At 66.2% G+C, this 11,940-nt stretch carries 11 protein-coding genes; 10 read left to right on the plus strand and 1 reads right to left on the minus strand.

From position 1 onward, the window contains the following. The first annotated feature begins 834 nt into the window (after nt 1-834). The 4 genes from ABIF91_RS26405 to ABIF91_RS26420 all read left to right on the plus strand — a co-directional run bounded on the left by ABIF91_RS26405 (nt 835) and on the right by ABIF91_RS26420 (nt 3,589). Nucleotides 835-1,455: a TetR/AcrR family transcriptional regulator gene (locus ABIF91_RS26405; protein ID WP_035675036.1), complete on the plus strand. Its 621-nt coding sequence runs from the start codon at nt 835-837 to the stop codon at nt 1,453-1,455. Between the two features lie 56 nt (nt 1,456-1,511). Further along, nucleotides 1,512-2,705: an MFS transporter gene (locus tag ABIF91_RS26410; RefSeq protein WP_028176939.1), complete on the plus strand. Its 1,194-nt coding sequence runs from the start codon at nt 1,512-1,514 to the stop codon at nt 2,703-2,705. Between the two features lie 299 nt (nt 2,706-3,004). Continuing rightward, on the plus strand, nt 3,005-3,262 hold the full coding sequence (locus ABIF91_RS26415) for a hypothetical protein (RefSeq protein WP_424579472.1): 258 nt from the start codon (nt 3,005-3,007) through the stop codon (nt 3,260-3,262). Nucleotides 3,263-3,391: 129 nt separating this feature from the next. After that, a complete protein-coding gene (locus ABIF91_RS26420) occupies nt 3,392-3,589 on the plus strand; it encodes a hypothetical protein (protein WP_028176941.1) in 198 nt (65 codons plus the stop codon). Between the two features lie 242 nt (nt 3,590-3,831). On the opposite strand, the gene ABIF91_RS26425 is transcribed toward ABIF91_RS26420, so the two are convergent. After that, the gene (locus ABIF91_RS26425) at nt 3,832-4,809 is read right to left on the minus strand and encodes a LysR family transcriptional regulator (protein WP_035675032.1); all 978 of its coding nucleotides are present in this window, start codon (nt 4,807-4,809) and stop codon (nt 3,832-3,834) included. Nucleotides 4,810-4,929: 120 nt separating this feature from the next. On the opposite strand from ABIF91_RS26425, the gene ABIF91_RS26430 reads away from it, so the two are divergent. From ABIF91_RS26430 to ABIF91_RS26455, 6 genes are read left to right on the plus strand one after another with little or no spacing between them, the layout of a single operon-like run. Beyond that, nucleotides 4,930-5,967, plus strand: a complete 1,038-nt coding sequence (locus tag ABIF91_RS26430; protein ID WP_028176943.1) for a class 1 fructose-bisphosphatase — start codon at nt 4,930-4,932, stop codon at nt 5,965-5,967. A 12-nt stretch (nt 5,968-5,979) separates the two neighbouring features. After that, a complete protein-coding gene (locus ABIF91_RS26435; protein ID WP_028176944.1) occupies nt 5,980-6,855 on the plus strand; it encodes a phosphoribulokinase in 876 nt (291 codons plus the stop codon). A 16-nt stretch (nt 6,856-6,871) separates the two neighbouring features. Beyond that, entirely contained in the window at nt 6,872-8,890 is a 2,019-nt protein-coding gene (tkt, locus tag ABIF91_RS26440; protein WP_028176945.1) for a transketolase, read from the plus strand. Between the two features lie 12 nt (nt 8,891-8,902). Then, nucleotides 8,903-9,988, plus strand: a complete 1,086-nt coding sequence (gene fba / locus ABIF91_RS26445; RefSeq protein ID WP_284281303.1) for a class II fructose-bisphosphate aldolase — start codon at nt 8,903-8,905, stop codon at nt 9,986-9,988. Nucleotides 9,989-10,018: 30 nt separating this feature from the next. Continuing rightward, nucleotides 10,019-11,479: a form I ribulose bisphosphate carboxylase large subunit gene (locus ABIF91_RS26450; RefSeq protein WP_028176947.1), complete on the plus strand. Its 1,461-nt coding sequence runs from the start codon at nt 10,019-10,021 to the stop codon at nt 11,477-11,479. Between the two features lie 11 nt (nt 11,480-11,490). Further along, complete coding sequence (locus ABIF91_RS26455) at nt 11,491-11,898, plus strand: ribulose bisphosphate carboxylase small subunit (protein WP_028176948.1); 408 nt, start codon at nt 11,491-11,493, stop codon at nt 11,896-11,898. The last annotated feature ends 42 nt before the right edge of the window (nt 11,899-11,940 follow it).

Genomic DNA, 11,940 nt, shown 5'->3' on the forward strand with positions numbered 1-11,940 from the left:
AGCTCCGTCGACAGGGCTGGGAAAACTGCGGCGACATGGCGGGCCGTGCGTACGGCAAAACCGTGTGGTCCTGGCCGTCGTTGCTACGGTCAAGCTCTTGCGGAGGCGGCAGTCGCGTCAACCGGCGCGGCGCCGGTGAATTTCGCAGGAGTGAGGGGAGGCCAGAACGAACTCGGCTCCCGGGAGAGCACGGCATAAGCCGTCCGACCATCGCGCAGGGAAGGCCGAGTGATTGGCACCACCTGTATGCTGCTGTCCGGTCTCTTTGCGCCACATTTTCGCGCAGCGGACCGCGGGTGCGAGGTCAGCACCCGGTCTTCCCTGCGCCCTCTTGGCTCGAGAGGGTGAGCGACGATGCAAAACTCGGGCGAATTGCGCCGCGAGACCGCGAAGCAGTGCCTGCCATTTGAAATGCGTGTTGGAAGAGCGGCGATGCCGCCCTTGCTCCGACATTGCGAGCGCAGCGACTTGTCCGCCGAAGCCTTCAGCGAAGACGGAAGCAAACCAGAATCTTTCCACAGCGACAGCCTGGATTGCTTCGTCGCAAGAGCTCCTCGCAATGCCGAGGAGGAGAGAGCGTGGGCCAAACTCCACTCTCGTGCCCCGGACGCAGCGCAGCGTCCCTTCGACGGTGCGCTGCAGAGCCGGGGCCCATGCTGAGGCATCGTGCCGTGCAGACCCCCGGGTCCCGGCGCTGCGCCGCAACGCTGTCGCGTTGCAGCTTGTCCGGGACACGAGCGAGAGCCGCGTCTTCAGAGCTGTCGAATCCTCCCCCTCGACCCGCTCACAACCACGTGTCTTTATTCGGGAACAATCATTCCCTATTATGCCGCAATGCAAAAGACCGCCCGCCGATCCCGGCCTGCCGCCCGTCGTCCCGGCCGCCCCCGGGAATTCGACATGGATACCGCGCTCGACCGCGCCGTGCGCGTGTTTCGCGAGCGGGGCTACCATGCCACCTCGATCGGCGACCTCACCGCGGCGATGCGGCTCGCCACCGGCAGCGTGTACAAGGCGTTTCGCGACAAGCATGCGGTGTTTCTCGCTGCCTTCGAGCGCTACACGGCGCTGCGCCAGGAGCAGACCCGCAGCGCGGCGGCGCGGGGCGCAAACGGCCGCGAACAGATCCGCAACGTGCTGCTGTCCTATGTCGAGCACTCCCAGGGCATCGAGGGGCGGCGCGGCTGCCTTGTGGTCGGCAGCGCCGTCGAACTGTCGGCGCACGATGCGATGGTCGCGGCCCGCGTCAGCGCGCAGCTTGCGACCAACGAAAACTTCATCGCCGGCCTCATCCGCGACGGGCAGGCCGACGGCTCGATCCCCCGTCATGTCGCAGCTGACGACACCGCGCGGCTGATGCTCTGCATCACGCAGGGGATGCGCGTCGTCGGCAAGGCGCGCCTGCCGCTCGACGGGATGCGCCTCGTCGACGTCGCGATGAAGCTGCTCGCCTGAATGTTTTGTCATAATAGGGAATGATCATTCCCTAAACCTATCTGGAGTCCATGCGAATGACGATGAATGCCACGATCGAGACCGCACCCGAACCGGATGCGGTGTCGCAGCGCCTGACCTTCGTGCTCGCCGCGGCCTGTGGCATGGTCGCGGCCAACATCTACTATGCCCAGCCGCTGATTGCCCCGATCAGCGCCGCGCTCGGCCTGTCGCATGCAGCAGCGGGGCTGATCGTCACCATGACGCAGATCGGCTACGGCACCGGGCTGCTGCTGATCGTGCCGCTCGGCGATCTCGTCGAGAACCGCGCCCTGATCTGCTCGGTGATCACGCTCGGCGCCGCGGCGCTGCTCGCCGCCGCGTTCGCCACCCATGCGCTGCCGTTCCTGATCGCCGCGCTGTTCATCGGCCTCGGCTCGGTGGCCGTGCAGATCATCATTCCCTATGCGGCGCACCTGGCGCCGGCAGCCATCCGCGGCCGCGTCGTCGGCAACGTCTCGACCGGCCTGATGCTCGGCATCATGCTGGCGCGTCCGGTGTCGAGCTTCGTCACCGCGGCCCTGTCGTGGCACGCGGTGTTCTTCTGCTCCGCCGCGCTGATGATCGTGCTCGCAGCCGTGCTCTGGATGACGCTGCCGAAGCGCAAGCCGGTGACGCGGATGCACTACGGCGAATTGTTGCTGTCGATGCCGCATCTGGTGCGGGCCACGCCGCTGCTGCGGCGCCGCGCGCTCTATCAGGCGAGCCTGTTCGGCGCCTTCACCCTTTTCTGGACGGTGGCGCCGCTCCAGCTCGCCGGCGAATTCGGCTTCTCCCAGCGCGGCATCGCGCTGTTTGCGCTGGCCGGCGTCGCCGGCGTGTTCGCCGCACCGATCGCCGGACGCCTCGCCGACCACGGCCATAGCCGCATCGCGACGCTGGTCGCGATGCTGCTCGCGGCCGGCGGCTTCCTCGTGACCTATGTCGGCGCGCCCGGCTCGATGCTGAACCTCGCCTGTCTGGTGGTCGCCGCGATCGCCATCGATATCGGTGTCCAGGGCAACGTCGTGCTCGGCTTCCGCGCCATCTTCGCGCTCGGGCACGAGCACCGCAGCCGCCTCAACGGCCTCTACATGGCGACGTTCTTCGCAGCCGGCGCGGCCGGCTCCGCGGTCGGAGCCTTCGCCTTCGCGCAAGGCGGCTGGGCGCTCGCATCGGCCATTGGCCTTGCCCTGCCCGTCGCCGGCCTGCTCTATGCGGCCACCGAGTAGCCGCCGGTATGGCCGAACTGTGCGATGCGGCCTGTTCGCCAGCCCCGCGAGGACGCAATTTCCGTCTCGCGGCCCCGACGCCGCTGTAGTAAATTGGTTGCAAACGCACCTGGTTAACGGGCGGCAGGGGGAGGCGGATGAGGCGTGCGGGGCTGTTTGGCGTGCTGCGGGTACGTCCATGGTCGTGGCAGGCGTTTCTGCTCGGGCTGGCCGTCGTCGCAATGTCGGCCGTGCTTTAGGGCATCTGCGTCGCGCTCGGCGCAAAGCTCTATTTCGCGGCGTTCCTGCCCGGCCTGTTCGTGCTTGCGTTCGTGGCGGGCGCGCCGGCGGCGGCATTCGCCGCGCTGCTCACCATTCCGCTGGTGTGGTGGGCGTTCATTCCGCCTTTCTTCGCGTTCAATGCGCTGACCAGTGCAAGCGCCGATTCCATCAACCTGTTCTGCTTGCTGGCCATACTCCTGATCGGCCTTGCCGATCTCTGCCGCAAGACGGTGACGATCATCAGAAGCGGCGGGCTGAAGCCTTCCGGCAAGAGCGCGGCAACGAATCCGCAATAAACCCCACCGCGCGCGTTGCGCTCGCGCAACAGTCCGGCAACCATTCGCGAACTTGCCCCGCGCCGCTAACTTTTCGAAAAAGATTTGGCCGCAGTTTCTCCCGCGGGAATGACGAGGGAGTTTTCGGACATGAACGGTCACGCCATCTTGGAGAACGTGCGCCGCTACCGCGGAATTGCATCGCTCTATCGCCAGACCGCCGCATTCCGCCCGGGCCAGAGCTGGTCGCTGCTGGAGCAGGCGAGGGAGTGGGAAGCGCGGGCGCTGTCGGAACTGGAAGCCTATTTCGCGACGCGCACGGACCACGCCGCCCCGCTCGCGGCCTGATCGCCGGCCATCGGCGCGGCCGCGAACCGGCCCGCCGAAGCCGCCACCGCCCACGGGGCAAGTACGGAGTTGTCTCCGTCCCCTTCTGTGCTAGCAACGGGCCGATCGATATCTCCTTCACGTCGGCCGGGGCACGCGATGACCACCTTCAACCGCATCTTCACGACGGAGCGCCTGCTCCAGATCATCGTGGTGCTGGCGGCGACCGTCGCCATGAAGCTGATGAGCTGAGCGCCGGCCTTCTATCGCCCGCCGAATTCGGGCACGTCGGGCAGATAGTTCGATCCTTCCGAGCCGAGAAAATCGAACATCGCCTGCGCGGGCGGCAGCAGCACCTTGTCGCTGCGGCGGATCACGTACCATTGCCGGACGATCGGCAGGCCCGCGACGTCGAGCACGACGAGCCGGCCCTCGGCGAGCTCATGCGCCACGGTGTGGGCCGAGATGAAGGCGATGCCGAGCCCGGCGATCACCGCCTGCTTGATGGTCTCGTTGCTGCTCATCTCCATGCCGATGATCGGCTCGAGATCCGACTTCTGGAACAGGCCCTCCATCAGCGTCCGCGTGCCCGAGCCGGGCTCGCGGGTGAGGAAGGTCTCGTGCACGAGGTCGGTGAGGTTGAGGCCGGAATCCTTCTCCAGCCAGTGGCCCTTGCGCGCGACGATGATGTGCGGATTGCGCCCGAGCTGGCGGACGTCGACGGTGACGTCGGCCGGTGGCCGACCCATCACCGCGAAGTCGAGGTCGTAGCCGTGCATGGCCTCGCGGATCTCCTCGCGATTGCCGATGGTCAGCTTGATCTCGATTTTGGGGTAGCGCTTGGAGAACGCCGCGATCGCATGCGGCACGAAATATTTCGCGGTCGAGACCGCGCCGAGCTTCACCGTGCCGCCGGTCCGCCCCGCGAGCAGGTCGAGCGCGCCCTGGCAATCCGTGATGGCGGCCTCGACCCGCTCGGCCAGCGCCAGCACCTCCTTGCCCGCTTCCGTCAGCAGCATGCCGTCGCCGGTCCGCTGCACCAGCGGCAGGCCGGCGAGGTCCTGCAGCTGCCGGAGCTGCTGGGTCACGGCCGGCTGCGTCAGCCCGAGATGGCTGGATGCCGCCGTCACGCTGCCCTTGGCCGAAAGCGCCGCGAGCGAGCGCAGCTGCCGGATCGTCAGATGCCGGAGCTGGGCCGCCGCATGGCCGGGGCCATTATAAGAAAATTCTTTGAGGCTCATTATAAATAGAAATTTTCCTTATTAAGTCGCCCCTGTCAATCTCCTGATGCCGGGACCGATCGCACCGACCTCCAGCGGGGAGGAAACTGGATGCGGCGCCGACAGAGGGGATGGACGCAGATGACCGGGCAACTCAGTCTGGACGACCACCTTCAACGGTATTCCGAGACCGCACCCCACGCGCTGGCGGTGGCGGGCGCGGTGGATGCCATCGCGGCAGCGGCGATCGAGATCGCCGATCTCATCGCATCCGGCGATCTTGCCGACGCCTCGGGCCTGACCACGGGCCGCAATAGCGATGGCGATCTCCAGCGCAATCTCGACGTCCAGGCCGATGCGATCCTGCGCCGCTGCCTCAGCCGGCTGCCGATCACGGCGCTGGCGTCGGAGGAGATGCGCGAGGCCCAGATCGTCGATCGTCAGGGGCGCATCTGCATCGCGATCGATCCGCTCGACGGCTCCTCCAACATCGACATCAACATGACCGTCGGCACGATCTTCTCGATCCTGCCCGCACCCGACGATCTCTCGCTCGCCTTCCATCAGCGCGGCTCGGCGCAGCTCGCTGCCGGCTTCGTCACTTACGGTCCGCAGACCTCGCTGGTGCTGACGCTCGGCGACGGCGTCGACATCTTCACGCTCGACCGCAAATCCGGCTGCTTCCGCCTCGCGCGCAGCGCGGTGCAGATCCCGGAGGCCTGCGAGGAGTTCGCGGTCAACGCGTCGAATCGCCGGCACTGGGATCCGCCGGTGCGTGCCTTCGTCGACGAGTGCCTCGCCGGCGTCGACGGGCCGGCCAACCACGATTTCAACATGCGCTGGATCGGCTCGCTGGTCGCGGAAGCCTATCGCATCCTCACCCGCGGCGGCGTGTTCCTCTATCCCTCGGACGCGCGGCCCGGCTATGGCGACGGCCGCCTGCGCCTCACCTACGAGGCGCATCCGATGGCGATGATCATCGAGCAGGCCGGCGGCTCGGCTTCGACCGGGCGCGAGCGCATCCTTGAACTGTCTGCGCAGAGCCTGCACCAGCGCGTCCCGCTGATCATGGGCTCGAGCAACGAGGTCCGGCGCGTCGAGGAGCTGCATTGCGATCCGCTGCTGGTTGCCAGCGTCTCCGCGCCGCTGTTCGCGCGGCGCGGCTTCTTCCGGCTCTGAGCGAGGCGCGCCATGTCCAGGAAGCACCCGATCATCTCCATCACCGGCTCCTCCGGCGCCGGCACCACCTCGGTCAAGAAGACCTTCGAGCAGATATTCTTCCGCGAGAAGGTCAACGCTGCCTATATCGAGGGCGACGCCTTCCATCGCTACGACCGCGCCGAGATGCGTGCGCAAATGGCCAAGGAGGCCGAGCGCGGCAACAAGCATTTCAGCCATTTCAGCCCCGAGACCAATTTGTTCGAGGAGCTGGAGCGAGCGTTCCGCGATTACGGCGAGACCGGCACGGCGGTGACGCGGCACTACGTGCACGACGCGGAAGAGTCGGCGCTGCACGGCGCGCCTCCCGGCACCTTCACCGAATGGAAGGGGCTGCCGGAGAATTCGGACCTGCTGTTCTACGAAGGCCTGCACGGCGCCGTGGTCACGGACAAGGTGAATGTTGCGCGCTATGCAGATCTCAAGATCGGCGTCGTACCCGTGATCAATCTCGAATGGATCCAGAAGCTGCACCGCGACCGCAGCGCGCGGGGCTATTCCACCGAGGCCGTCACCGACACCATTCTGCGGCGGATGCCGGACTACATCCACTACATCTGCCCGCAATTCACCGAGACCGACATCAACTTCCAGCGCGTGCCGACGGTGGACACCTCCAACCCGTTCGTCGCGCGCTGGATTCCGACGCCGGACGAATCGATGGTCGTGATCCGCTTCAAGAACCCGCGCGGCATCGACTTCCCCTATCTGCTCTCGATGCTGCCGCAAAGCTGGATGTCCCGCGCGAACTCGATCGTGTGTCCGGGCGCGAAGCTCGACCTCGCGATGCAGTTGATCCTGACGCCGCTGATCATGCAGCTGATCGAGCGCAAGCGAAACCTGAAGTGAACGAGGAGAGAATCCGATGAACATCTCCGTCCACGCCGAAGCCGACCTCACGGCGGTCACGCACCACGATCTCGCCAACGCCGTCCGCTTCCTCGCGGTGGACGCCATCGAGACCTCGCAGTCCGGCCATCCCGGGCTGCCCATGGGCATGGCCGATGTCGCGACCGTGCTGTTCTCGCGCTTTCTGAAATTCGACTCGGCGCATCCGAACTGGCCCGACCGCGATCGCTTCGTGCTGTCGGCGGGCCACGGTTCGATGCTGCTTTATGCGCTGCTGCATCTGACCGGCGGCGATGTCAGCCTCGACGACATCAAGGCCTTCAGGCAGTGGGGCTCGAAGACGCCGGGCCATCCCGAATATGGCCATACGCCTGGTGTCGAGACCACGACGGGGCCGTTGGGACAGGGCATCGCGACCGCCGTCGGCATGGCGCTCGCCGAGCGCATGGCCAATGCGCGGCATGGCGACGGCCTTGTCGACCACTTCACCTATGTCGTCGCGGGCGACGGCTGCCTGATGGAAGGCATCAGCCAGGAGGCGATCTCGCTTGCCGGCCATCTCGGGCTCGGCCGGCTAATCGTGCTGTTCGACGACAACGGCATCTCCATCGACGGCCCGACCTCCCTTGCCACCTCCGACGACCAGCTCGCGCGCTTTGCCGCCTCCGGCTGGTCGGTGCGCCGCATCGACGGCCACGATCCCGAGGCGATTGCACAGGCGATTGCGGAAGAGCGCGAAACGACGAAGCCCTCGCTGATCGCCTGCCGCACCATGATCGGCTATGGCGCGCCGGATAGGCAGGGCACCGAGAAGGCGCATGGTGCGCCGCTCGGCACCGAGCAGACGGCAGCGGCGCGGCGGACGCTGGGTTGGGACTATCAGCCCTTCGTCGTGCCGATCCCGATTCAGAAGGCCTGGCGGATGATCGGGCAGCGCGGACAGCTCGACCGTCTCGCCTGGCTCGATCGCTATGAAAGCGCAACGCCCGAACAGCGCGATCTGTTCGTCGAGGGCAAGGCCGTGGCTCTGCCCGCCGTCTATGCGCTGGCTGCGGCGAAATTGCGCGAGCGCTTTGCCGGCGAGCGGCCAAAGCTCGCGACGCGACAGGCCTCGCAACAGGTGCTCGACGGCATCGCCGGAACGATTCCCGGCCTGGTCGGCGGCTCGGCGGACCTGACACATTCGAACCTGACGCATGCCAAGGCGCAGGCTCCGGTCAAGCGCGGTGCGTACACCGGCGATTACATCCACTACGGTATTCGCGAGCACGGCATGGCGGCTGCGATGAACGGCCTCGCGCTGCATGGCGGCTTCATCCCGTATGGCGGCACGTTCCTCGCGTTCTCCGACTACAGCAGGCCGGCGATCCGGCTTGCGGCCCTGATGCGGCTGCGCGTGATCCATGTGATGACGCACGACTCCATCGGACTCGGAGAGGATGGCCCGACGCACCAGCCGGTCGAGCATCTCGCGGCGCTGCGCGTCATTCCCAACTTGCTCGTGTTCCGGCCGGCTGATGCCGTGGAGACGCTGGAGGCCTGGGACTGTGCGCTTTCGGCGGAGCATCGTCCGTCCGTGTTGTGCCTGTCGCGGCAGGCTTTGCCGACCTTCCGCAGCGATGCGCGCGGCAAGAACCGCGTCGCGCGCGGTGCCTACCTCGTTGTCTCCCCGGACGGCGGCCGCGACGTGACATTGATGGCAACCGGCTCGGAAGTCTCGATCGCGCTGGAAGCAGCCCGCCTGCTCGCGACCGAGCACATCCGCGCGGCCGTCGTCTCCGCACCCTGCTTCGCGCTGTTCGAGGAGCAGCCGGAAGACTACCGCGCCGCCGTGCTCGGCACCGCGCCGCGTGTCGGTGTCGAGGCCGCCGTCGCCGGCGACTGGCATCGCTGGATCGGCGCCGACGGCGAGTTCGTCGGCATGCGTGGCTTCGGCGCCTCGGCCCCGGCGCCGGTGCTGTACCGCGAATTCGGCATCACACCGCAAAGCATTGCGGAAGCGGCCCGCCGGGCGATCGCCCGCAAGAGCCGATAAGGAGGACGTCCCGTGGCCCGTATCACACTTCGCCAGCTGCTCGATCATGCCGCCAGCCACGGCTATGCCGTGCCGGCGTTCAACATCAACAACATGGAGCAGGGCATCGCGATCATGCAGGCGGCGGCCGAGGTCGACGCGCCCGTCATCATCCAGGCCTCGCGCGGCGCGCGCAGCTATGCCGGCGATCTCATGCTCTCGCACATGATCGACGCCCTGGAGCGGACCTATCCGGACATCCCGCTCTGCATGCACCAGGACCACGGCAATGACGAAGCGACCTGCGCCTCGGCCATCGCCCACGGCTTCACCTCGGTCATGATGGACGGCTCACTGAAAGCCGACGCCAAGACCGCGGCGGACTACGACTACAACGTCGCCATCACCCGCCGCGTCGTCGATCTCGCGCATTGGGTCGGCGCGTCCGTCGAAGGCGAACTCGGCGTGCTCGGCTCGCTCGAGCATGGCGGCGGCGAGCAGGAAGATGGCCATGGCGTCGAGGGCAAGGTCAGTCACGATCAGCTCTTGACGGATCCTGACCAGGCCGTCGATTTCGTCCGCGCAACGAAGGTCGACGCCCTGGCGATCGCGATGGGCACCTCGCACGGCGCCTACAAGTTCAGCCGCAAGCCCGATGGCGACATCCTGGCGATGCGGGTGGTCGAGGAGATCCACCGCCGGCTGCCAAACACGCATCTCGTCATGCACGGCTCGTCCTCGGTGCCGCAGTCGCTCCAGGACATGTTCAACCAGTTCGGCGGCGAGATGCCGCAGACCTGGGGCGTGCCGGTGGACGAGATCGTCCGCGGCATCAAGAGCGGCGTGCGCAAGGTCAATATCGACACGGATTGCCGGTTGGCGATGACCGCGGTGTTCCGGAAGGTGGCCGCGCAAACGCGCTCCGAGTTCGATCCGCGCAAGTTCCTCAAGCCCGCGATGGATGCGATGCGCGAGCTCTGCCGCGACCGCTTCGAGCAGTTCGGCGCTGCGGGTCATGCCAGCAAGATCAAGGTGATTCCGATGAGCGAGATGGCGCGGCGCTATCGCGCCGGTGAGCTCGATCCGCGCATTGGCACGCGTGAGCCGGTCGCGGCCTAATCAATTCAGAGAGAAGAGCAGGAGAGAGCCATGAATGCACATGCAGGAACCGTCCGCGGCAAAGAGCGCTATCGATCGGGCACGATGGAATACGCACGCATGGGCTATTGGGAGCCCGAGTACACGCCGAAAGACACCGACGTCATCGCACTGTTCCGCGTGACTCCGCAGGAAGGTGTCGACCCGATCGAGGCATCCGCTGCCGTTGCCGGTGAATCCTCGACCGCGACCTGGACGGTGGTGTGGACCGATCGCCTGACCGCGGCGGAGAAGTATCGTGCAAAGTGCTACCGCGTCGATCCGGTGCCCGGCACGCCGGGCTCGTACTTCGCCTACATCGCCTATGACCTCGACCTGTTCGAGCCGGGGTCGATCGCGAACCTCTCGGCCTCGATCATCGGCAACGTGTTCGGCTTCAAGCCGCTCAAGGCGCTGCGCCTGGAGGACATGCGCTTCCCCGTCGCCTATGTGAAGACGTTCCAGGGGCCGGCGACCGGCATCGTGGTCGAGCGCGAACGCCTCGACAAGTTCGGCCGGCCGCTGCTGGGCGCAACGGTGAAGCCGAAGCTCGGTCTGTCCGGGCGCAACTATGGCCGCGTGGTCTACGAGGCGCTGAAGGGCGGGCTCGACTTCACCAAGGACGACGAGAACATCAACTCGCAGCCCTTCATGCACTGGCGCGACCGCTTCCTCTACTGCATGGAGGCGGTGAACCGCGCGCAGGCCGCCTCCGGCGAGGTTAAGGGCACCTACCTGAACATCACCGCGGGCACGATGGAGGACATGTACGAGCGCGCGGAGTTCGCGAAGGAGCTCGGGTCGTGCATCGTCATGATCGACCTCGTGATCGGCTACACCGCGATCCAGTCGATGTCCAAATGGGCGCGGCGCAACGACATGATCCTGCATCTGCATCGCGCCGGTCACTCGACCTATACGCGGCAGAAGAGCCATGGCGTGTCGTTCCGCGTCATCGCCAAATGGATGCGGCTCGCCGGTGTCGACCACATCCATGCCGGCACGGTGGTCGGCAAGCTCGAAGGCGATCCCAACACCACGCGCGGCTACTACGATGTCTGCCGCGAGGACTTCAACCCGACCAAGCTCGAGCACGGCCTGTTCTTCGACCAGTCCTGGGCGAGCCTCAACAAGATGATGCCGGTCGCCTCCGGCGGGATTCATGCCGGCCAGATGCATCAATTGCTGGATCTGCTGGGTGAGGATGTCGTGCTGCAGTTCGGCGGCGGCACCATCGGCCATCCCATGGGCATTGCGGCCGGCGCGACCGCCAATCGCGTGGCGCTGGAAGCGATGATCCTCGCCCGCAATGAGGGCCGCGACTACGTCCACGAAGGGCCGGAGATCCTCGCCAGGGCGGCCCAGACCTGTACGCCGCTGAAGGCCGCGCTCGAGGTCTGGAAGGACGTCACCTTCAACTATCAATCCACCGACACGCCGGACTTCGTGCCGACAGTGCTGGAAACCGTCTGAGGAGATTTGAGATGAAACTAACTCAGGGCTGCTTCTCGTTCCTGCCCGATCTGACCGACGAGCAGATCACCAGCCAGGTGCAGTATTGCCTTGCCAACGGCTGGGCGGTGAACATCGAGTTCACCGACGATCCGCATCCTCGCAATACCTATTGGGAGATGTGGGGCCTGCCGATGTTCGATCTGCAGGACGCCGCCGGCGTGATGATGGAGCTCGCCGAGTGTCGCAGGGTGTACGGCGACCGCTACATCCGCATCAGTGGTTTCGATTCCAGCCACGGCTGGGAATCGGTGCGCATCTCTTTCCTCGTCAACCGGCCGAAGCAAGAGGCGGAGTTCGAACTGGTGCGGCAGGAAGTGGCCGGACGCGCGATCCGCTACACCACCGTGCGAAAGCCCCCGGCCCACGCCTCTCAATAGCCATTCTCCTCCGCGCGGAGCTCTCCCTGCTCCGCATCCTTG

Origin of the sequence: Bradyrhizobium sp. USDA 241, assembly GCF_049739505.1 — a bacterium.
In the GTDB taxonomy this organism is placed as follows: domain Bacteria; phylum Pseudomonadota; class Alphaproteobacteria; order Rhizobiales; family Xanthobacteraceae; genus Bradyrhizobium; species Bradyrhizobium liaoningense.